Annotated in this window: 17 protein-coding genes and 1 pseudogene; 10 read left to right on the top strand and 8 right to left on the bottom strand. The window is 61.7% G+C overall.

Annotated features, from left to right (window positions below; all coding sequences use genetic code 11):
- Positions 1–16: 16 nt before the first annotated feature.
- Both ABIE33_RS04540 and ABIE33_RS04535 read right to left on the bottom strand, forming a co-directional pair.
- On the bottom strand, positions 17–712 hold the full coding sequence (locus ABIE33_RS04540) for a L,D-transpeptidase (protein WP_429121920.1): 696 nt from the start codon (positions 710–712) through the stop codon (positions 17–19).
- Between the two features lie 181 nt (positions 713–893).
- On the bottom strand, positions 894–1664 hold the full coding sequence (locus ABIE33_RS04535; RefSeq protein WP_429121918.1) for a L,D-transpeptidase: 771 nt from the start codon (positions 1662–1664) through the stop codon (positions 894–896).
- A 251-nt stretch (positions 1665–1915) separates the two neighbouring features.
- Here ABIE33_RS04535 and ABIE33_RS04530 point away from each other — a divergent pair, with 251 nt between their 5' ends.
- Positions 1916–2551: a DNA-3-methyladenine glycosylase I gene (locus ABIE33_RS04530; RefSeq protein WP_429123098.1), complete on the top strand. Its 636-nt coding sequence runs from the start codon at positions 1916–1918 to the stop codon at positions 2549–2551.
- Positions 2552–2575: 24 nt separating this feature from the next.
- On the opposite strand, the gene copM is transcribed toward ABIE33_RS04530, so the two are convergent.
- On the bottom strand, positions 2576–2956 hold the full coding sequence (copM, locus tag ABIE33_RS04525; RefSeq protein ID WP_429121915.1) for a CopM family metallochaperone: 381 nt from the start codon (positions 2954–2956) through the stop codon (positions 2576–2578).
- A 448-nt stretch (positions 2957–3404) separates the two neighbouring features.
- Here copM and hisS point away from each other — a divergent pair, with 448 nt between their 5' ends.
- Genes hisS through hisG form a run of 3 tightly spaced genes read left to right on the top strand, consistent with a single transcriptional unit; the run spans position 3405 to position 6759 of the window.
- A complete protein-coding gene (gene hisS, locus ABIE33_RS04520; protein WP_429121912.1) occupies positions 3405–4919 on the top strand; it encodes a histidine--tRNA ligase in 1515 nt (504 codons plus the stop codon).
- A 5-nt stretch (positions 4920–4924) separates the two neighbouring features.
- The gene (locus tag ABIE33_RS04515; RefSeq protein ID WP_429121909.1) at positions 4925–6067 is read left to right on the top strand and encodes an ATP phosphoribosyltransferase regulatory subunit; all 1143 of its coding nucleotides are present in this window, start codon (positions 4925–4927) and stop codon (positions 6065–6067) included.
- Entirely contained in the window at positions 6064–6759 is a 696-nt protein-coding gene (hisG, locus tag ABIE33_RS04510; RefSeq protein WP_429121906.1) for an ATP phosphoribosyltransferase, read from the top strand. The genes ABIE33_RS04515 and hisG overlap by 4 nt, the downstream gene beginning before the upstream one ends.
- Before the next feature lie 43 nt (positions 6760–6802).
- On the opposite strand, the gene ABIE33_RS04505 is transcribed toward hisG, so the two are convergent.
- A complete protein-coding gene (locus ABIE33_RS04505) occupies positions 6803–6925 on the bottom strand; it encodes a hypothetical protein (protein WP_429123161.1) in 123 nt (40 codons plus the stop codon).
- Positions 6926–6951: 26 nt separating this feature from the next.
- Positions 6952–7002: pseudogene (locus ABIE33_RS04500) on the bottom strand (hypothetical protein); the annotation flags it as partial.
- Between the two features lie 187 nt (positions 7003–7189).
- Between ABIE33_RS04500 and ABIE33_RS04495 the strand changes: the two are divergent.
- The 3 genes from ABIE33_RS04495 to ABIE33_RS04485 all read left to right on the top strand — a co-directional run bounded on the left by ABIE33_RS04495 (position 7190) and on the right by ABIE33_RS04485 (position 12225).
- Positions 7190–7897, top strand: coding sequence for a glutathione binding-like protein (locus tag ABIE33_RS04495; protein WP_429121903.1), 708 nt, complete (start codon positions 7190–7192; stop codon positions 7895–7897).
- A 93-nt stretch (positions 7898–7990) separates the two neighbouring features.
- On the top strand, positions 7991–9214 hold the full coding sequence (locus ABIE33_RS04490) for an NAD(P)/FAD-dependent oxidoreductase (RefSeq protein ID WP_429121900.1): 1224 nt from the start codon (positions 7991–7993) through the stop codon (positions 9212–9214).
- Positions 9215–9432: 218 nt separating this feature from the next.
- Entirely contained in the window at positions 9433–12225 is a 2793-nt protein-coding gene (locus ABIE33_RS04485; RefSeq protein ID WP_429121897.1) for a bifunctional diguanylate cyclase/phosphodiesterase, read from the top strand.
- Positions 12226–12392: 167 nt separating this feature from the next.
- Here the strand turns inward: ABIE33_RS04485 and ABIE33_RS04480 are convergent, their stop codons facing one another.
- The 3 genes from ABIE33_RS04480 to groES form a co-directional block, all read right to left on the bottom strand.
- A complete protein-coding gene (locus tag ABIE33_RS04480; RefSeq protein WP_429121894.1) occupies positions 12393–12839 on the bottom strand; it encodes a hypothetical protein in 447 nt (148 codons plus the stop codon).
- Positions 12840–13500: 661 nt separating this feature from the next.
- On the bottom strand, positions 13501–15138 hold the full coding sequence (gene groL / locus ABIE33_RS04475) for a chaperonin GroEL (protein WP_053250862.1): 1638 nt from the start codon (positions 15136–15138) through the stop codon (positions 13501–13503).
- Between the two features lie 62 nt (positions 15139–15200).
- Entirely contained in the window at positions 15201–15497 is a 297-nt protein-coding gene (gene groES / locus ABIE33_RS04470; protein WP_004675403.1) for a co-chaperone GroES, read from the bottom strand.
- A gap of 491 nt (positions 15498–15988) precedes the next feature.
- Between groES and ABIE33_RS04465 the strand changes: the two genes are divergently transcribed.
- The 3 genes from ABIE33_RS04465 (at position 15989) to ileS (ending at position 21086) form a co-directional block, all read left to right on the top strand.
- Complete coding sequence (locus tag ABIE33_RS04465) at positions 15989–16837, top strand: TIGR01459 family HAD-type hydrolase (RefSeq protein ID WP_429121890.1); 849 nt, start codon at positions 15989–15991, stop codon at positions 16835–16837.
- 13 nt (positions 16838–16850) lie between these two features.
- A complete protein-coding gene (locus ABIE33_RS04460; protein ID WP_429121888.1) occupies positions 16851–17834 on the top strand; it encodes a bifunctional riboflavin kinase/FAD synthetase in 984 nt (327 codons plus the stop codon).
- A gap of 342 nt (positions 17835–18176) precedes the next feature.
- Positions 18177–21086: an isoleucine--tRNA ligase gene (ileS, locus tag ABIE33_RS04455; protein ID WP_429121885.1), complete on the top strand. Its 2910-nt coding sequence runs from the start codon at positions 18177–18179 to the stop codon at positions 21084–21086.
- The last annotated feature ends 30 nt before the right edge of the window (positions 21087–21116 follow it).

The raw sequence follows: 21116 nt of genomic DNA, 5'->3' as shown, positions 1-21116 counted from the left end.
ATCCCTGACAGGCGTATCAGCCGCCGAAGATCTGGCGGAAGATATCGACGCCGCGATCGTTGAAGTAGGTGTCGCCGGTCTTGCTGCCGGGGCCGATGACGATCACCTTGGTCCCGACGCCGGCCCGGTCGTAGAGGTGCTCGACATCGGCGTTCATCATGCGGATGCAGCCGGACGACATGTTCTGGCCGATCGTCCACGGCTGGTTGGTGCCATGGATGCGGAAGATCGTGTCGCGGCCGCCCTTGTAGAGATACATGGCGCGCGCGCCGAGCGGGTTGTCGATGCCGCCTTCCTGCGTGATCGGCAGGATGCGGCCCTTGGCGGCTTCGCGGCGGCGCATTTCCGCCGGCGGCGTCCAGGTCGGCCATTCCGCCTTGCGTCCCACCTTCACCACGCCCGACCAGCCGAAGCCGTCGCGGCCGACGCCGATGCCGTATCGGGTCGCGCGGTTCGGGCCGTCGATATAGTAGAGAAACTTGTTGTTGGTATCGACAATGATCGTGCCGGGGGCTTCGTCGGTGCTGAAGCGAACCTTGGTGCGCCAGAATTGTTTCGGTGGCTTTTTCTGTGTCGCGACAAGAACGACATCGCTGTTCCTGGCAGTGGTTCCGGATGTCGGTGCGGGCGTGAAAGCCTGAGCACTGACGGCGGCAAGAATAGTGCTGGCCGCGATGGCGATCGCGGCCAATTTGCTGGCATGACGTTTCATATATGATTCCCTCTCAGCCCTCGTTACATCAAGGCTATGCAAAACGGCCCGAAGTTCAAGTCCGGGATACATCAACGCGATGGCGGATCTTGTATCTTGAGACCCGCCTGTTGCCTGAAGATCACGAACCGGCAACAGGAAGACGTATGGGCGGAGGCGAATATTCTATGCAAAGCGCCAATTATATGACGATAACCTTGGTGCCGACATTCACTCGTTCATAGAGATCGACGACGTCCTCGTTGCGCATGCGGATGCAGCCTGAGGACACCGCGTAGCCGATCGTCCAGGGCGCATTGGTGCCGTGGATGCGATAAAGCGTCGAGCCGAGATACATGGCGCGCGCGCCAAGCGGGTTTTCCGGGCCGCCGTCCATGCGGGCCGGCAGGTAGTGCCCCTTGGCGGCTTCGCGCGAAATCATTTCCTTCGGCGGCGTCCAGCTCGGCCACTCCGCCTTGCGGGTGACCTTGTGCGCACCGGCCCATTCGAACCCCGGTTTGCCGACGCCGACGCCATAGCGTCGCGCCTGGCCGTTGCCGGTGACGAGGTAGAGGAAGCGGTTGTTGGTATCGATGACGATCGTGCCCGCCTTTTCCTTGCCGTCGTAGGCAACCGTCTGCGGCAGGTACTGCGGATCGAACTTCGACTTGACGGGCCGCTGGGCGCGGGTGGCATTGACCGGCTGCACCAGCGGTGCGCCGACACGGCGTTTTGCCTGCGGCTTTACGGTCTGGCCCTGATAATACTGTTTTCGGGTGGTCGTCGGAATCTGCTGGCGGTAGATGACCCGGCGTGTCTGCTGCGGCTGCCCGCCGAGCTGCATCACCCACGGGGCGGTCAGGTCGGGGCTGACGATCACCGGCGGCCGGTTCTGGTACCGGTCCTGGGCCTCCACCTGGCTTGCGACGAGAGTGAGGATGGATGCAGCTACAAGAAGGGATTTTTTCAACATCGGACGGACTCGCTACCTTTCGCCGAAACGTATCAAAAAGGGGCGCGGCCAGCCGGAGAACGGGTCTCCAGGACGGTCGGCATGCGCCTTGGCAATGCCGCGATCGTGTCATCGCGGCGCCACGGAATGGTAAACGGCGGCGCCTGAAAGGCTCGAAGCGCCGATAAAGCTTTGGGTAGGGTTATCCGTCGCTTTAGGAATCTGGTTTGTGAATGGTAAATGCGGAAGAGCAGGATGAAACGGGGCTGATAATGACGACCAAGGGCATAATGATCGGCGAAGACGGCCTTGGGCGTTGCGCCTGGCAGAGCGATCTCGATGACTATAAGCGGTATCACGACGAGGAGTGGGGACGGCCGGTCACCGATGACCGGCGCCTGTTCGAGAAGATCTGCCTGGAAGGGTTTCAATCCGGCCTCTCCTGGCTGACGATCCTCAGAAAGCGCGAGGCCTTTCGCGCCGCTTTCGCCGGCTTCGATTTCGACCAGGTCGCGACCTTCGGCGATGCCGACATCGAGCGCTGCCTTGGCGATACCGGCATCGTGCGCCATCGTGGCAAGATCGTCTCGACCATCAACAACGCCAAGCGCGCCCAGGAGCTTAAAGTCGAGTTCGGTTCGCTTGCGGCCTATTTCTGGTCGCACGAACCCGGCCCGGACGAGCGGCCGACATTCGTCAGTTACGAGGTGATCGCCGCCAATCCGACGACGCCAACCTCGACGCGGATCTCCAAGGATCTGAAGAAGCGCGGCTGGACCTTCGTCGGCCCGACGACGATCTATGCCTTCATGCAGGCGATGGGCCTCGTCAACGACCATATCGAAGGCTGCCATTGTCGCACGACGGTCGAGGATATGCGGCAGGCGCTTACGCGCCCGCAACCTTGAATTTGCATCTTTCCAGGAGCGGCTTTAGCCACCGTTCTTGACAAGCCAATTTTTCATCATCTCGATCTCGCCCTCCTGGGCCTTGATGATGTCCTCCGCCAGTTTGCGCAATTGATCGTCCTTGCCGTATTCGAGCTCGACCTTGGCCATGTCGATCGCGCCCTGGTGATGGGCGATCATGCCCCGCACGAAGTCGGCATCGGTGTTGCCGGTAAAGGCGATGTCCATGCCCTTGTGCATGCGGGCGTTCGCCTCGGCGAAGGCCTTGCTGGAAGCGGAGGTGTCGCCGGCCGGCGCCGCCGTTTCCGCTGATCCGTGATGCGTGCTGCTATGATCCTGAGCGATGGTGGGAGCATGGAGGGACGCGGCCAGCACCAAGGCTGCTGCGATCGTTTTGAAAGACATGCTGGTTTCCTTCCTCATCTCATTGTCATCTCGCGCGACTGGGGCAGCGCCATACAATCGCCGAAATGTCGGCCGGTTTTTGCGGCGGGTCATGTTGAATTTTGTTTTGTCAGAGCCGCTGGAGAGCGCACCCGAAGGTGAGCGACGATGACGGTCACACAAGCAGGAGGGACTTGGGTGGCGGCGAGCGTTGCCCGATCGTGATCGCGCATCGCCGAAGGCGCTCCGGAGAAAAGGGCTGCAACAAACAGGAGCATGGTGGCGGCAAGGCGCATGCGCTTAACTTAGGATGGTCTGTGGCCAAGAGAAGACGCGATCCGCGCCTCGCTGGCCCCATCGTTGATTTCCGGCGCTTCGGGAGCCGCTTTGCGCTGCGCAAACCCTTGCCGCCCATGCCTCGATCCGATAGGGAAAGCTCCAAACCCGCTGATAGCCCGGAATGCTCCCCATGACCGAGAAACAAAAGAAACCGCAGAAGCTCAAGGCGCGCCTGCCGCGCGGCTTTGTCGATCGCACGGCTGCCGATATTCGCGCGACCGACGAGATGATCGCCAAGATTCGTGAAGTCTACGAGCGTTACGGTTTCGATCCGGTCGAAACGCCGCTGTTCGAATACACCGACGCGCTTGGAAAGTTCCTGCCCGACAGCGATCGCCCGAACGAGGGCGTGTTTTCGCTGACCGACGACGACGACCAGTGGATGTCGCTGCGTTATGATCTGACGGCGCCGCTCGCCCGTCACGTCGCCGAAAACTTCAACGAGATCCAGCTTCCCTTCCGCACCTATCGCGCCGGCTACGTCTTCCGCAACGAAAAGCCGGGTCCGGGCCGCTTCCGCCAGTTCATGCAGTTCGATGCCGATACGGTCGGCGCCGCCGGCGTCCAGGCGGATGCCGAAATGTGCATGATGATGGCCGACACGATGGAAGCGCTCGGCATCAAGCGCGGCGACTACGTGATCCGGGTCAACAACCGCAAGGTTCTGGACGGTGTCATGGAGGCGATTGGCCTCGGCGGCGACGACAAGGCAAATGCCCGCCTGACGGTGCTGCGCGCCATCGACAAGCTCGACAAGTTCGGTGCCGAAGGCGTACGCCTCTTGCTCGGCGAAGGCCGCAAGGATGAAAGCGGCGACTTCACCAAGGGCGCCGGTCTGAGCGGCGAGCAGATCGACAAGGTTCTGTTCTTCGTCGGTATCCAGAACTATGCCGAAAGCGCCGACGAACTCGCGGCGCTCGTTTCCGGCACGGCCAAGGGCGGCGAGGGTGTTCAGGAACTCAACACCATCCGCAGCCTGGTCGTGAGCGCCGGCTACGAGGCCGACCGCATCAAGATCGACCCTTCGGTCGTTCGCGGTCTCGAATATTACACCGGTCCGGTCTTTGAGGCCGAACTGCAGTTTGCCGTCACCAACGAGAAGGGCGAAAAGGTCGTCTTCGGTTCGGTCGGCGGCGGCGGTCGCTATGACGGTCTGGTGTCGCGCTTCATGGGCCAGCCGGTGCCGGCCACCGGTTTCTCGATCGGCGTGTCGCGTCTGATGACGGCGCTCAAGAACCTCGGCAAGCTCGGAGCGGCCGAAGTCGTGGCACCCGTCGTTGTCTGCGTCATGGACCGCGACATCGACAGCATGGGCCACTACCAGCGCTTCGTGCAGCAGCTTCGTCATGCCGGCATTCGCGCTGAGATGTACCAGGGCAACAAGAAGAATTTCGGCGACCAGCTGAAATATGCCGACCGTCGCAGTGCGCCACTGGCGATCATTCAGGGCGGTGACGAGCGCGCCGCCGGTCTGGTGCAGATCAAGGACCTGATCGAGGGCAAGCGCTTGTCGGGCGAAATCGAGGACAATGCGGCATGGCGCGAGGCGCGGGTGGCGCAGGTCTCCGTGCCCGTAGGCGAACTTGTCGAAAAGGTGCGTGAAATGCTCGCGGCACAGGCCGAGGACCGGGCGAGGGCTGGCTGACGGCGATGCCTCTGATCAACCTTCCCGCCTTCTCCGCAGAGCTGCTTGCCGACTTCGAAAGTCTCGGCACGCTTCGGGTCGATACCCCGGTGATCCAGCCGGCGGAGCCGTTTCTCGCCATGGCTGGCGAGGACCTTCGCCGCCGCATCTTCATGACCGAGAGCGAGACCGGCGAGAGCCTCTGCCTGCGGCCGGAATTCACCATTCCGGTCTGCCTTCGCCACATCGAGACGGCAACCGGCACGCCCAAGCGTTATGCCTATCTCGGCGAAGTGTTCCGCCAGCGCCGTGAAGGCGGCAATGAATTCTATCAAGCCGGCATCGAGGATCTCGGCGATACCGATATCGCCGCCTCAGACGCACGTGCGATCGGCAATGCCATGCAGGTGGTTGCCAATCGCCTTCCCGGTCGGCGCCTGGCGGTCACGCTCGGTGACCAGTCGGTCTTCGAAGCGGTCGTTGGTGCCTGTGGCCTGCCTGGTGGCTGGCAGAAGCGGCTGATCCATGCCTTCGGCGACCATAAACATCTGCAGAAGCTGCTTGCCGAGCTTGCCGATCCAAAGGCTGCCGGCGTCTTCGGTCCCGAAGTCGAGCGGCTGGCGATCGCCGGCATGCTTGATGACGAGGCGCGGCTTGTCGCCCATATCGGCGAAACCATGGAGGCGACGGGCTATTCGACCAATGCCAGCCGTTCGCCCCAGGACATTGCCCGCCGGCTCAAGGAAAAGATGGAACTGGCGAATACCCGGCTCGATCCGGAAACGCTGGACCTTGTGCGTGAATTCCTGGCGCTCGACATGCCGCTTGCCGAAGCGCCGGCAGCACTCTTCCGCTTTGCCGAGAAGACCGGGCTGACGCTCGATGGAGCGCTCGCGCGTTTTGACGCGCGCGTGGCAGCACTTGCCAATATCGGCGCCGACATCGGTGCCATTCGTTATCGCGCCGCCTTTGGTCGCCCGCTCGATTATTACACCGGCCTCGTCTTCGAAGTCGAAGCCGAGGGCACGCTGGCCGTGCTTGCCGGTGGCGGCCGCTTCGACCGGCTCCTGACCCTGCTTGGCGCGCGCGAGCATATTCCCGCCGTCGGCTTCTCGCTCTGGCTCGACCGGATCGAAGCGGCGATCGCCGCCAGCGGAGGTGCCGCATGACCATCACCATCGCGCTGCCGTCCAAGGGGCGGATGAAGGATGACGCATCGGCGATCTTCGAACGCGCCGGCATGAAGATCGTCGCCGTCGGCAACGACCGCTCCTATCGCGGCCGCGTCGAAGGCTGGGACGATGTCGAGATCGCCTTCCTGTCCGCCTCGGAGATTTCGCGCGAGCTCGGTAACGGCTCGATCGATTTCGGTGTTACCGGGGAAGACCTCGTGCGTGAGGGGCTTGCCAATGCCGACGCCCGCGTCGAGTTCTGCGCCCGCCTCGGCTTCGGCCATGCCGATGTCGTCGTTGCGGTTCCGGAGATCTGGTACGACGTCGATACCATGGCCGACCTCGGGGACGTCGCTGCCGACTTCCGCGCCCGCCACGGGCGACGGCTGGCGATCGCTACGAAATACTGGCGGCTGACGCAGAACCATTTCTCGGGCAGCCACGGCATCCAGCTCTACCGCATCGTCGAAAGCCTCGGAGCGACCGAGGGTGCACCGGCCTCCGGCTCCGCCGATATCATCGTCGACATCACCTCGACCGGTTCGACCTTGCATGCCAACCACCTGAAGATCCTTGCCGACGGCGTCATTCTGCGGTCGGAGGCCTGCCTGGTGCGTGCGCGCAAGCCGGCGCATGACGGCGACCCGATCGTCGGTCGCATTCTTTCGGCGGTGCGCGACGCGCTTTGAAGCCTAGGTCTCGCCGCTCACGCGCCCTGTCGGGCGGCGGCCATCAGCTTTTCGAGACGTGCACCCAGCCGCCGGTCTCGCCGGCCAGCACGCCCTGGTCCTTGGGCGCCGGTCGCTGCATCGGCTTGAAGAGGGTTTCGGTCGGGGTCCAGTAGGGCAGTACCACTCGCGATCGATGTCCATCACCAGCACGCGGTCGTGCCTGGCATCATAGGCGCCGATCGGCGAGACATGCGCGGCCATCCCAGTCGCCGGTGACCACGCCCTCGTTGATCGCGCCTGCGAACACGGCGCATCGTCTACTCCGGGCGAAGCGATTATCGCAACGCGGTAAATTTTGCCTCACTGGCTGACAAATGCGTGCGAATGACCTTATCTACGCGGCGCAAGCGGCAGGGCCGGTTGCGCCATTCGTTTCGAGGAGCATTTCATGGCCGATCTTTCCGCCTTTCCGATCACAAAGCGCTGGCCTGCGAAGAACCCGGACATCGTCCAGCTCTATTCCTTGCCGACGCCGAACGGCGTGAAGATCTCCATTGCGCTCGAAGAATTGGGATTGCCCTACGAGGCGCACCGGATCTCCTTCGACACCAACGACCAGAAATCGCCGGAATTCCTTTCGCTCAACCCCAACGGCCGCATTCCCGCGATCATCGATCCGAACGGCCCTGGCGGCAAGCCGATCGGGCTGTTCGAGTCCGGGGCCATCCTTATCTATCTTGCGGAAAAGACAGGGAAACTCCTGCCGTCCGACGCGGCCGGGCGTTATGAGACCCTCTGCTGGGTGATGTTCCAGATGGGGGGCGTCGGCCCTATGCTTGGGCAGTTCGGCCACTTCTTCAAATTCGCTGCCGACAAGGTTGCCAATAATTCCTATCCGGTCGAGCGCTACCGCGACGAATCGAGACGGCTGCTCGGCGTGCTGGAGGGGCGGCTTCAGGGACGGCAATGGCTGATGGGCGACGAGTATACGATCGCCGATATCGCCACCTATCCCTGGGTCGAAGGCGCGCGCAGGTTCTATGGCGGCGCCGATGTGCTCGACTACAAGAGCTTCCCGAATGTGATGGCTTGGGTCGAGCGCGGACTGGCGCGTCCGGCAGCTCAAAACGGCATGGAGATCCCGGCCAAGGTTTGACCGGTCGGTCATTGTCGCCGTCGTTCGAGTTGACGAGGCTCGGGCGGAAAGGCTACGCCTTATTGTACAAACGAATAAATGACGGGTGAGAGCGTGTCCGGAAGACTTGTTGTTATCGGTGGCGGTCAGGCCGCTTTTGCGTTGGTCGCCAAACTGCGGGCGTTGAAGGACGAAAGACCGATCACCATCGTCGCGTCCGAGGCGAGCCTGCCCTATCAGCGCCCGCCGCTTTCCAAGAAATACCTGCTTCGCGAGATGAGCCTCGATCGGCTGCTTTACAGGCCGGAGGCCTGGTACGGCGAGCACAATGTCGACATCCGTCTCTCGACCACGGTGACTGAGCTTGATCGCGTCACCAGGCGCGTGACGCTGAGCGACGGCACGTCGCTAGACTACGAGACGCTGGCGTTTGCAACCGGCGCCACCCCCCGTCGGTTGCCGGCCTCGGTCGGCGGCGATCTCGACGGTGTTTTCACCGTCCGCGACTTCAGTGACGCCGATCTGCTGGCTGAAGAGATGAAGCCGGGCAAGCGGGCGCTCGTCGTCGGCGGCGGCTATATCGGTCTCGAGGCGGCGGCCGTTGCACGCACGCTCGGGCTCGAGGTCACAGTGATCGAGATGGCGGACCGCATCCTGCAACGCGTAGCCTCTTCGGCGACATCGGGCATCGTGCGCGAGATCCACCGGTCGCGCGGTGTCGACGTTCGCGAAGGAACGGGGCTCAACCGGCTGGTTGGCGAGAATGGCCGCGTGACCGGTGTCGAGCTGTCCGACGGGTCGGTGCTTCGGATCGACCTGGTCATCGTCGGCATCGGCGTGACGGCCAACGATCATCTAGCGCACGGCGCCGGCCTCGAAACCGCCGGCGGCATCGTTGTCGACAGCCACGGCCGCACTGCGGACCCGGCGATCTTCGCGATGGGCGATTGCGCCGTCCAGCCCTGGGACAACATGCGCATCCGCCTTGAATCGGTTCAAAATGCCGTGGATCAGGCCGAGGCGGTCGCCGCCGTCATTGCCGGCGGTGCCGAGCCCTATGCCCCCAAGCCCTGGTTCTGGTCGGACCAGTACGATGTGAAGTTGCAGATCGCCGGCTTTGGCCTCGGCCACGACGAAACCATCGTTCGCCCCGGTCAGCGCGAGGGCAGCGTTTCGGTCTGGTACTTCCGTGAGGGCAAACTTCTGGCCGTCGACGCGATCAACGACGCCAAGGCCTACGTCACCGGCAAGAAGCTGCTGGAGACGGGCATTCATCCGGACAGGGCCGTCATTGCCGACCCGCAATCGGATCTGAAGGCGCTTCTGGCCCAGGCTTAGCGGTGCGACCGTCACAGTGTCATAGAGCGCTTCGAAATGTTCAACTACAAGGCGGTGGCATTTCAGCCTTCGTTAAGGACGAAAGCATTGTCCTGTTTCGAAACGGACGTTGTGCGCTGACTTTCACCATTCCTTAAACGGCACGACGCCAACAGAAGCGATGAACCGGAAGTGGGAGTTCCATTTCCGGACCAGAAATTTCATTTAGGCGTTTGGCGATGTTTAAGGTTCTTACATGCCTCGTGGTCGAGCATGATCCAAAGCTGGTCGTGCTCGCCGCCCTCATCTGCTTCCTGTCGAGCTACGGTGCGGTGACCTTGCTTCAGCGAGGACGTGCATCCGCAGGCAAGGCGAAGGCGATATGGGCTGTGGCTGCCGGCATCGCCAGCGGCTTCGGCATCTGGGCGACCCACTTCATCGCCATGCTTGCCTACGACCCAGGCGTCGTGCTCGGCTACCAGATCGATCTGACGGTCCTGTCGCTCGGCGTCGCAGTCGTTCTGACGACGATGGCACTGCTGATTGCCACCTATGCGCAGGGACCTGTCGCCTGGATCGCTGGCGGCATCGTTCTTGGGTTCGGTGTGGCCTGCATGCATTTTCTCGGCATGACGGCGCTCGATGTTCCAGGCCGCATCCGCTGGGACTGGACGCTGGTCGTCACCTCCGTCGTCGCCGGTTCGCTGTTCGATATCGCCGCCCTGCGGGCCATCACACATGTCGATCGGCAGCTGAAGGCGAAAATTCTGGCGACACTGTTCATGACGCTCGGTATCGTCGCCTTGCACTTCACGGCGATGGGTGCGGTGACGATCGAGGCCGATTTGCTGTTGCCGTCGCCGGAGGGGATGATACAGCCGCATTTTCTGGCTTTCGTCATCGCCGGAACCGCTTTCTTCCTGCTGACCATGGTCTTGCTTGCCGCGGGCTTTGCGCATCATGCGGAGCTTTCCGCTGCCGCGTCCGAGCGCGAATTCGCCCGCTTCGTGAAAAGCGTCAAGGACTACGCCATCTACATGCTCGACGCGAAAGGCCATGTCGCGAGCTGGAATGCCGGAGCCGAAGCCAACAAGGGCTATACTGCAGACGAAATCGTCGGCAAGAGTTTCGCATGCTTCTATTCGCCCGAGGATCAGCGGGCAGGGATACCGCAACAGGCGCTCGACGAAGCCTATGCCAACGGCAAGTTCGAGTGTGAAGGCTGGCGCTACCGCAGGGATGGCACGCGCTTCTGGGCGCATGTGGTGATTGACCCGTTCCTGCATGAGGATGGCACCCATGCGGGCTTCATCAAGATCGTCAAGGACATCACCAAGCAGAAGGTCGATGCGGATCGCATCGCCGAAGTGAGCAAGAATCTCGACATCGCGCTCGAAAACATGTCGCAGGGTATCTGCCTGTTCGACAGCGGCGACCGCCTGCTGCTATCCAACCGGCGCTGCCGCGAGATCTTCGGTTTCTCGGAGACGCTGGCCGGAAAGGGGCTGACGTTCCGCCAGATCCTCGACGAGGTTTTTGCCCGCACCTATTCCGATCCGGCAATCGCCCGGGCGAAATCGGAAGAACTCTATCAGAAGCACCGCGTCGACATGGTCGGCAAGGGCGGTGGCGACATCGTCGAAAAGCTGCCGAACGGGCGCTCGATCCTGACCAAGCATCGCACCCTTGCCGACGGCGGCTGGGTCAGCACCTACGAGGACATCACCGAGCGCCTCGACAGCGAGGAGCAGATCTCGTTTCTCGCCCGCCATGACAGCCTGACGGGCCTTCCGAACCGGTTGCAGTTCAACAGCTATCTGGAGGAAGAGCTCGACGCGGCCGCCTGGTTCTCGCGCAAGGTCGCGGTGATCGGCCTCGACCTCAACAAGTTCAAGGAAGTCAACGACCTGCACGGCCATGCCGCCGGCGATTTCGTGCTGGTGACGATTGCCCAGCGGATGAAGTCGCTGCTGCAGGAGGGCGAATTCGTGGCCCGCTTCGGTGGTGACGAGTTCGCGGCCGTCAAGCGCTTCGAGGAACTGTCAGAACTCAACGATTTCCTCCGACGCATCGAGAAGAGCCTGCATGAAGAAATGCGCTTCGGCGACTTCGAGTTGAAGTCCGGCGGCAGCATGGGTGTCGCGATCTATCCGCAGGATGCCGAGACGGCCGACACGCTGATCAACAATGCCGACCTTGCGATGTACCGCGCCAAGGCAGCGCTGAACCAGAGCGTCTGCTTCTACGAAGTGTCGATGGATGAGGCTGCACGCCAGCGCCGCAGCCTTGCCAACGATCTGTGGGATGCGATCGAGAAGAAGCAGCTGGCCCTACACTACCAGGTCCAGAAGTCGGTGATGTCAGGCCACGTCATCGGTTATGAGGTGCTTTTGCGCTGGCATCATCCCGAGCGTGGCCTCGTGCCTCCGAACGAGTTCATTCCGCTTGCGGAAGAATGCGGCGCGATCCTGCCGATCGGCGAATGGGTTCTGCGCGAGGCTTGCCGCGAAGCCGCGGGCTGGCAAAGCGCCCACAAGATCGCCGTCAACCTTTCGCCCGTGCAACTTGCCAATGGCGATATCGTCAGCCTGGTCGAGGAGGTCATCGCCGAAACCGGGCTTGACCCGAGGCGGCTGGAACTCGAAATCACGGAATCGACGATCATCGACGACAAGGAGCGCGCGCTCCTGACCCTTCGCCAGATCAAGGAGCTTGGAGTCACCATCGCAATCGACGACTTTGGCACCGGCTATTCGTCGCTCGAGACGCTGCGGTCCTTCCCGTTCGATAAGATCAAGCTCGACAAGAGCTTCATGTCGGAAGTGGAAGCAAGCCCGCAGGCAAAGGCGATCGTCCGCGCTATTCTCGCTCTCGGCCAGAGCCTCTCCGTTCCTGTTCTGGCCGAAGGCGTCGAGACGCAGAAGCAGCTCGATATCCTTCAGGCGGAAGGCTGTGACGAAGCGCAGGGCTATCTGCTCGGCAGGCCGGCACCGATATCGACCCTTGTTACCGGCAAGGTGGCCGCCGCCTGAAGGTCGCCACGGCCCGCGCGATATAGCGGGCAGGGCCAAACATCATTGAGAGCATTTCCAGGAAAAGTGCGAAGCGGTTTTCAATCAGGAAAATGTGTAAAAACAAAGAGCTAGAGCGCTTGTGCGGCTTTGTTTAAACCGGAAGCGCTCTGAGGCCGGGAATGCGCCTATTGGCGCAGAAGCATCTTTCCTGTGCCTTCGACCAGGAAGCGCGGGAAGAAGAAGATGCCGTGGATCGTACCTGAATAGCGCTCCTCGAGGCCCGAGGATTCGCCGATGCAGAACACCGGCTGCTTGTGGCCGGACTCAAGGCTGATCGTCGTCGAGAAGCAGAAGGACGAGCAAGTGGTCGCCGCCTGCTCGAAAAGCTCCAGTACGTGATTGCGATCGGCGGGGTCGTAGCAGCGCACGAAGTTGAGCAGACCGCATTCGCTCTCGTTGAGGCCGTGGATCGCGGAAGCCTTCTCGCCCAATCGGAACAAGCCCGTAGACAGATCGCCGGACCAGCCCTCGGACGCGCAGAACTGTTCCAGGAATTCCTGATGCGGGAGACCGGAATGCATCTGTCCCGGGACACCGAGGGGAACTGTATTTGTTCTCGTGATCTTAAACACGGTCTACCCCAGCACGGCCCCTGGCGAAGGTCGTCTTCCGACCAGGCAGGCCCATCCCCAATATACAACCCTCGCCAGCCATCGACCCATAGGAGGAAGAACACGCACGATAAGTCGTTTGCGTCTTTCTGTACGGGAAGGTCACCAAACTGTGACGTAGCTCGCCAAGCGAAACGATTTCGCAGGAAAGGCCGGCTTAATTTGCGATTAAATACTTATATGCTTTGCGTGATGTTCTCAAAGAGAGCTTGGACACACAGTTAATATGAAGAGTTTGAGCGATTTTTCGCTCGCTTTAGGCCCACCATCCAGTCTCTCGTGAATCTCTGTCCACTTGGGGCGGTGTTATAGTTCGTTTTTTTTCGACTTCAACGCTTTTTTAGTGCCGTTGCAGTTGCCGGGTAATTTTTCCTGCGGACAGCTTTGACGTGCACGTTAGATGCGACCGCAGGATTGCCGCAAAAACAAGAAAGGGCGACCCGAGGGTCGCCCTTTCCGATCCGAATGGATCACCGTGGATCTGCTTGAACAGGTCCGCGATAAGGCTAGCGCCCTATCACATCATGTCCATGCCGCCCGTTCAGCGCGCTTGACGCGCTGAACCGCTCTTAGTGCATGGGCGAAGCTTTATGGACAATGCTGCGATTGGGCTAGCGCCCTATCACATCATGTCCATGCCGCCCATGCCGCCCATGCCGCCCGGCATTGCCGGAGCGTCCTTCTTCGGCAGCTCGGCGATCATGGCTTCCGTCGTGACGAGGAGGCCAGCAACCGAAGCTGCGTCCTGAAGGGCGGTGCGAACGACCTTGACCGGGTCGATGATGCCCATGGCAATCATGTCGCCGTATTCGCCGGTCTGAGCGTTGTAGCCGAAGTTGTCCTGGTCCTTGTCGAGGATCTTGCCGACAACGATGGAGGCTTCGTCACCAGCGTTCTCAGCGATCTGGCGGGCCGGAGCCTGCAGAGCGCGACGAACGATGTTGATGCCGGCTTCCTGGTCGTCGTTAACACCCTTGACGGTGATCTTGACGGAAGAACGCAGCAGGGCAACGCCGCCGCCCGGTACGATACCTTCCTGAACAGCAGCGCGCGTCGCGTTGAGCGCGTCGTCGATGCGGTCCTTCTTTTCCTTCACTTCAACTTCCGTCGAGCCGCCAACGCGGATCACGGCAACGCCGCCAGCGAGCTTGGCAAGACGTTCCTGCAGCTTCTCGCGGTCGTAGTCAGAAGTGGTTTCTTCGATCTGAGCCTTGATCTGGGAAACGCGGCCTTCGATGTCGCTCTTCTGGCCGGCACCGTCGACGATCGTGGTGTTTTCCTTGGAGATCGAAACCTTCTTCGCACGGCCGAGCATGTCGAGCGTGACGTTTTCGAGCTTGATGCCGAGGTCTTCGGAGATCACGGTACCACCGGTCAGGATGGCGATGTCTTCGAGCATGGCCTTGCGGCGATCGCCGAAGCCCGGAGCCTTGACGGCAGCGATCTTCAGGCCGCCACGCAGCTTGTTGACGACGAGGGTCGCAAGAGCTTCGCCTTCGACGTCTTCAGCGATGATGAGGAGCGGCTTGCCGGTCTGAACGACAGCTTCGAGAACCGGGAGCATGGCCTGGAGGTTCGAGAGCTTCTTCTCGTGGAGGAGAACGAAGACGTCGTCGAGGTCAGCGACCATCTTTTCCGGGTTGGTGACGAAGTAGGGGCTGAGGTAGCCACGGTCGAACTGCATGCCTTCGACGACTTCGAGTTCGGTTTCGGCGGTCTTGGCTTCTTCAACCGTGATGACGCCTTCGTTGCCGACCTTCTGCATCGCTTCTGCGATGTCGAGGCCGATCTGACGCTCGCCGTTGGCCGAGATCGTGCCGACCTGTGCGACTTCTTCCGAAGTGTTGATCTTCTTGGCCTTGGCCTGGAGATCCTTGACGACTTCGGTGACGGCGAGGTCGATACCGCGCTTCAGGTCCATCGGGTTCATGCCGGCAGCAACAGCCTTGGCGCCTTCGCGAACGATCGCCTGGGCCAGAACGGTTGCAGTCGTGGTGCCGTCGCCGGCGATGTCGTTGGTCTTCGAAGCAACTTCGCGGACCATCTGGGCGCCCATATTTTCGAACTTGTCTTCGAGTTCGATTTCCTTGGCGACCGATACGCCGTCCTTGGTGATGCGCGGAGCGCCGAAGGACTTGTCGATGATGACGTTACGACCCTTCGGGCCGAGCGTGACCTTTACGGCGTCAGCGAGGATATCGACGCCACGCAGCATCTTTTCGCGCGCGGTGCGGCCGAACTTGATTTCTTTTGCAGCCATTTGAGAAAACTCCCGGGCTCATTGCCCATTGGTTGTCATGGAAAGGTGGGGGCGACGGCTGATCAGCCGATGATGCCCATGATGTCGGCTTCCTTCATGATGAGAAGGTCTTCGCCGTTGATCTTGACTTCGGTGCCCGACCACTTGCCGAACAGAACGCGGTCGCCAGCCTTGACGTCGAGAGCGACAACCTTGCCGCTTTCGTCACGGGCGCCCGAGCCAACAGCGACGATTTCGCCTTCCTGCGGCTTTTCCTTAGCGGTGTCCGGAATGATGATGCCGCCCTTGGTCTTTTCCTCAGACTCGACGCGGCGGACGACAACACGGTCGTGCAGCGGGCGGAAATTGGTGCTTGCCATTAGTCTAATCCCTCGATCAAATGACACTACGGATCGCTCGTCGACCCGATGGATGGGTGTTAGCACTCCCTTTTGTCGAGTGCTAGCGAGGCCGAGATAAGGCTGGGTCCGGGACGAGTCAAGGATTGGCCGTTCAAAAAATTTCAGGCGACATGGTTATTTGCGGCTGATGACAGGCAACGAACGGCGGCCGGGTCGGGACGTTCGACTGCCTATTGCATGAAGCGGTCGGAATTTGGGCAAATCCGATCTCGAAGGTTTTGCCTGGTCTGGTGGCCCGATCCGGTTGGCATCGCGGGCCTTGGGGCCTGTGGCCCACCGACTGCGACGTGGTTCGCCTCCGATGTCCGATCCTTGTGTGCCTCGGCCTCGGTGCTAGCGTGGTCGAACGTCGAATCCTTGGGAATGGCGGCGTTTTTCGTGGGCCGAGGCTTGTATTCTCGGGCCTTCCTTGCCATGCAAGCCGGAAACCGAGTTTGCAGGAAGCCCGCATGGCCGCAAGGATCAACAGTTTTCGGGAAATCTCAGGGCGTTATGACGTCGTGCTCTGTGACGTCTGGGGGGTTCTCCACAACGGCGTTCAGGCGTTTGCGTCGGCCTGCGAGGCCCTGGCGGAAGCGCGTGCCGCAGGCCTGACGGTTGTCCTCATCACCAATTCGCCCCGGCCGAGCCCGAGCGTCAAGGTACAGATCCGTGGGCTTGGCGTTCCCGATGAAGCCTATGATCGCATCGTCACGTCGGGCGATGTGACCCGCACTTTGATCGCTGCAGCCGACAAGAAGATCTTCTTCATCGGCGCCGAACGCGATCTGCCGTTGCTCGAAGGGCTCGGCACCGAGATCGTTTCGTCGGAAGATGCAGAGACCGTCGTCTGCGCCGGCTTCTATGACGATGAAACCGAAACGCCGGAGCATTACCGCGCGACACTGACCGGTCTTGCCAAGCGCAAGATTCCGTTTATCTGCGCCAACCCGGATCTGGTGGTCGAGCGCGGCCACCGGCTGATCCCCTGCGCCGGCGCCATCGCCAAGCTCTATGAGGAGCTCGGCGGCGAAGCCCGCATCGCCGGAAAACCCTATATCTCGATCTACCGCGCAGCGCTGACGGAAGCCAAGGCCGTTCGCGGTCCACTCGATCTGTCGCGTGTCATCGCTGTCGGCGACGGCATGCCGACCGACGTCAAGGGTGCCCAGGATGCCGGTTTCGATCTGCTCTACATAAGCGCCGGTATTCATGCGCAGGAATACATGAACGAAAGCCGGACCGACGAAGCGAAGCTTACAGCCTTCCTGAAGAAGGAAGGCGCCTCGCCGAAGTGGTGGATGCCCAGGCTCGCGTGACGGGAAGACTGAGATGACGGTTTTTCATCGCAACGAAACCCGCGACCCCCTGCCCGAGCGCCTGCGCGGCGGCGTAGTCGCCATTGGCAATTTCGACGGTGTTCACCGCGGCCACCAATCGGTGCTGGAGCGAGCGCTGGAAGAAGCCGCGGCGCGCGGCGTACCGGCTCTGGTTCTGACCTTCGAGCCGCACCCGCGCACCGTCTTTCGACCGGACACGCCGGTCTTCCGGCTGACGCCCGCGCCACTGAAGGCCCGTATCCTTGAAGGCATGGGGTTTGGTGCGGTCATTGAATACCCGTTCGACCGCACCTTCTCCGAGCTTTCCGCGTCCGATTTCATCCATCGGATCCTTCTGGATTGGCTGCATGCCTCGCATGTGGTCACCGGCTTCGATTTCCATTTCGGCAAGGGGCGCGAAGGCGGTCCTGCCTTCCTGATGGCGGCGGGCGGCGAAAATGGCTTCGGGGTGACGCTTGTCGACGCTTTCCGCGACGAGAACGCCTCGGTGATCTCCTCGAGCTTCATCCGGTCGCTGCTCGGGCAGGGCGACGTTTCTCACGCGGCTGGCCTGCTCGGCTATCGCTACACGGTCGAGGCCGAAGTGATCGACGGCAAGAAGCTCGGACGTACCCTCGGCTATCCCACGGCCAATATGCGTCTGCCGCCGGAGGTCGAACTTAGAGCCGGCATTTATGCTGTGCGCTTCCGCCGGCCTGACGGCTCGCTCTATGATGGTGTAGCCAGCTTCGGCCAGCGCCCGACGGTCGACAGCGACGGCGAGGCGCTGCTTGAAACCTTCGTCTTCGATTTTTCCAGCGATCTCTACGGCGAGGTCTGTTCGGTTTCGTTCTTCGGTCACCTTCGCGACGAACTGAAGTTCGAAGGGCTCGACCCGCTGGTAGCGCAGATCCGAAAGGACGAGGACGAGGCGAGGGCGCTGCTCTCCGGCGTCACACCCTTGAGCGATATCGATCGCCGGATCAACTTCGCCTAAAGAAATCCGTCGCGCTGAAGCGGCGGACCTTTTCAAAAGGCCGAAAACGCCTTAAACAACCGGCCACCATGACCCGGCACCGTCGACTGACCATCGATCAGCGAATTATTGGCCCGGCTTTCCGCGCGCACTAGGCCGCCGGAAGGTCCGGGATTTCGGCGTTTCCGACGCCCCAGTCATTTCTAGAGCGCCGCGCGTCTCTTGGACGCGCCAAGGTCGCTCTGAAACTTTGAAGCTGCGCATGATCCCTTCCGAAAATCGATCCGGATTTCGGGATCAGGCGCCAGATACCACCCTTTCGCATGCGCGACGATCCGCGCGGAAAAGATGATTGCAAAGACCATGACAGAGACCGCTGAGAAGATCGACTATTCCTCCACCCTCTACCTGCCGCAGACGGAGTTTCCGATGCGCGCCGGCCTGCCGCAGAAGGAGCCGGAAACGGTTGCCCGCTGGCAGAAGATGGGTCTCTACAAGAAGCTGCGCGCCTCGGCCGCCGGTCGCGAGAAATTCGTGCTGCATGACGGCCCTCCCTATGCCAACGGCAACATCCATATCGGCCATGCGCTGAACAAGATCCTCAAGGACGTCATCAACCGCTCGTTCCAGATGCGCGGCTTCGACGCCAACTACGTGCCGGGCTGGGATTGCCACGGCCTTCCGATCGAATGGAAGATCGAGGAAAAGTATCGCGAGAAGGGCCAGAACAAGGACGAGGTTCCGGTCAACGAATTCCGCAAGGAATGCCGCGACTTCGCCTCGGGGTGGATCCAGATCCAGGCGGAAGAGTTCAAGCGCCTCGGCATCGAGGGCGACTTCGACAATCCCTACACGACGATGAACTTCCACGCCGAAGCCCGCATCGCCGGCGAACTGATGAAGATCGCCAAGATGGGCCAGCTTTACCGCGGCTCCAAGCCGGTGATGTGGTCGGTCGTCGAGCGCACGGCGCTGGCCGAAGCCGAAGTCGAATACGCCGACGTCGAAAGCGACATGATCTGGGTGAAGTTCCCGGTCACCGACGGCCCGCAGGATCTTGCCGGCACCTTCGTCGTGATCTGGACGACCACGCCCTGGACCATCCCCGGCAACCGCGCCATCGCTTTCTCTTCGCGTTACGCCTATGGCCTTTACGAGGTTGCGACCGCCGAGAACGATTTCGGCCCGCAGCCCGGCGAGAAGCTGATCTTCGCCAAGCGTCTGGCGGAAGAGTCCGCCGCCAAGGCCAAGCTCACCTTCAATTTCGTCCGCGATATCGAGGGCGCTGAGCTGGCAGCGGTCACCTGCGCCCATCCGCTGCATGGCCTCGGTGGCGGCTACGCCTTCAAGGTGCCGCTGCTCGATGGCGACCATGTCACAGACGACGCCGGTACGGGCTTCGTTCATACCGCTCCCGGTCACGGTCGCGAAGACTTTGACGCCTGGATGGACAGCGCCCGCGCGCTCGAAGCCCGCGGCATCTCCTCGGCGATCCCGTTCACCGTCGACGACGCCGGCTACTTCACCGCAGACGCCCATGGCTTTGGCCCGGACGCCGAAGGTGGCGCCGGCCGCGTACTCGACGACAAGGGCAAGAAGGGCGATGCCAATGATCGCGTCATCAAGGCGCTCATCGGCCGACACGCGCTGTTTGCGCGCGGCCGCCTGAAGCACTCCTACCCGCATTCCTGGCGCTCCAAGAAGCCGGTGATCTTCCGCAACACGCCGCAGTGGTTCGTCTACATGGACAAGGGCTTCGGCGACGGCACGACGCTGCGCTCGCGCGCGCTGTCGGCTATCGACGATACCCGCTTCGTGCCCGGCGCCGGCCAGAACCGCCTGCGTGCGATGATCGAGGGACGCCCGGACTGGGTGCTCTCGCGCCAGCGTGCCTGGGGCGTGCCCATCGCGATCTTTGCTGACGAGCAGGGTGAGATCCTCGTCGACGAAGCCGTCAACGCCCGCATTCTCGAAGCCTTCGAGCAGGAAGGCGCCGATGCCTGGTTTGCCGAAGGTGCCAAGGATCGCTTCCTCGGCAATGACCACGACCACGAGACGTGGCACCAGGTCATGGACATTCTCGACGTCTGGTTCGATTCAGGCTCGACGCATACTTTCACGCTTGAGGATCGTCCGGACCTGAAGTGGCCGGCCGACGTCTACCTCGAAGGCTCCGACCAGCATCGTGGCTGGTTCCACTCGTCGCTGCTCGAATCCTGCGCAACGCGTGGTCGCGCGCCCTACAACGCCGTTGTCACTCATGGTTTCACCATGGATGAGAAGGGCGAGAAGATGTCGAAGTCGAAGGGCAACACCGTCACGCCGCAGGAAGTGATGAAGGATGCCGGCGCCGACATCCTGCGCCTCTGGGTGATGACGACGGACTATTGGGAAGATCAGCGCCTCGGCAAGACGATCATCCAGACCAACATCGACGCCTATCGCAAGCTGCGCAACACCGTCCGCTGGATGCTGGGCACGCTGGCGCACGACAAAGGCGAGGAGATCGCCTACGCCGATCTGCCCGAGCTGGAAAAGCTGATGCTGCATCGCCTGGCCGAGCTCGATCAGGTCGTTCGGGAAGGCTATGATGCGTTCGACTTCAAGAGGATCGCCCGCGCGCTGATCGATTTCTCGAACGTCGAACTCTCCGCCTTCTATTTCGACGTGCGTAAGGATGCGCTCTATTGCGACGCACCGTCGAGCCTTCGTCGTCGGTCGGCACTTGCGGTGATCCGCAAGCTGTTCGATTGCCTGGTGCTGTGGCTTGCGCCGATGCTGCCCTTCACCTGCGAAGAAGCATGGCTGTCGCGCAAGCCCGATGCGGTCTCGGTGCATCTCGAGCAGTTCCCGGCAATCCCGGCGGAATGGAAGAACGACGCTCTCGAGGCGAAGTGGGAAAAGATCCGCGCAGTGCGTACGGTCGTGACCGGGGCGCTGGAAATCGAGCGCCGCGAGAAGCGCATCGGCTCTTCGCTGGAGGCGGCTCCCGTCGTCTACATCGCCGATCCGGAGCTGTTGAAGGCACTTGAAGGCGAAGATTTCGCCGAGATCTGCATCACCTCGTCGATCTCCGTGGAGGCGGGCGAAGGCCCGCCCGATGCCTTCCGTCTGCCTGATGTCGCCAAGGTCAGCGTCATCCCGAAGGCGGCCGTTGGCCGCAAGTGCGCCCGCTCGTGGCGGATCACGACAGACGTCGGTTCGGACGCGCTCTACCCTGAGGTGTCTGCCCGCGATGCTGCCGCACTACGGGAACTTGGCTTCAAGGCTTAAGGGATCATTTACCGGATGAATTGCGCTTAC

The sequence above is a fragment of the Ensifer sp. 4252 genome, assembly GCF_050434565.1.
Taxonomy (GTDB): domain Bacteria; phylum Pseudomonadota; class Alphaproteobacteria; order Rhizobiales; family Rhizobiaceae; genus Ensifer.
Note: the sequence above shows the minus strand (reverse complement) of the source record. Positions and strands in the feature narration are given on the sequence as shown.

Bases quoted from the DNA above. Each gene is read 5' to 3' on its own strand.
- ABIE33_RS04540 (WP_429121920.1), bottom strand. From the start codon at position 712: ATGAAACGTCATGCCAGCAAATTGGCCGCGATCGCCATCGCGGCCAGC.
- ABIE33_RS04535 (WP_429121918.1), bottom strand. From the start codon at position 1,664: ATGTTGAAAAAATCCCTTCTTGTAGCTGCATCCATCCTCACTCTCGTC.
- ABIE33_RS04530 (WP_429123098.1), top strand. From the start codon at position 1,916: ATGACGACCAAGGGCATAATGATCGGCGAAGACGGCCTTGGGCGTTGC.
- copM (WP_429121915.1), bottom strand. From the start codon at position 2,956: ATGTCTTTCAAAACGATCGCAGCAGCCTTGGTGCTGGCCGCGTCCCTC.
- hisS (WP_429121912.1), top strand. From the start codon at position 3,405: ATGACCGAGAAACAAAAGAAACCGCAGAAGCTCAAGGCGCGCCTGCCG.
- ABIE33_RS04515 (WP_429121909.1), top strand. From the start codon at position 4,925: ATGCCTCTGATCAACCTTCCCGCCTTCTCCGCAGAGCTGCTTGCCGAC.
- hisG (WP_429121906.1), top strand. From the start codon at position 6,064: ATGACCATCACCATCGCGCTGCCGTCCAAGGGGCGGATGAAGGATGAC.
- ABIE33_RS04495 (WP_429121903.1), top strand. From the start codon at position 7,190: ATGGCCGATCTTTCCGCCTTTCCGATCACAAAGCGCTGGCCTGCGAAG.
- ABIE33_RS04485 (WP_429121897.1), top strand. From the start codon at position 9,433: ATGTTTAAGGTTCTTACATGCCTCGTGGTCGAGCATGATCCAAAGCTG.
- groL (WP_053250862.1), bottom strand. From the start codon at position 15,138: ATGGCTGCAAAAGAAATCAAGTTCGGCCGCACCGCGCGCGAAAAGATG.
- groES (WP_004675403.1), bottom strand. From the start codon at position 15,497: ATGGCAAGCACCAATTTCCGCCCGCTGCACGACCGTGTTGTCGTCCGC.
- ABIE33_RS04465 (WP_429121890.1), top strand. From the start codon at position 15,989: ATGGCCGCAAGGATCAACAGTTTTCGGGAAATCTCAGGGCGTTATGAC.
- ABIE33_RS04460 (WP_429121888.1), top strand. From the start codon at position 16,851: ATGACGGTTTTTCATCGCAACGAAACCCGCGACCCCCTGCCCGAGCGC.
- ileS (WP_429121885.1), top strand. From the start codon at position 18,177: ATGACAGAGACCGCTGAGAAGATCGACTATTCCTCCACCCTCTACCTG.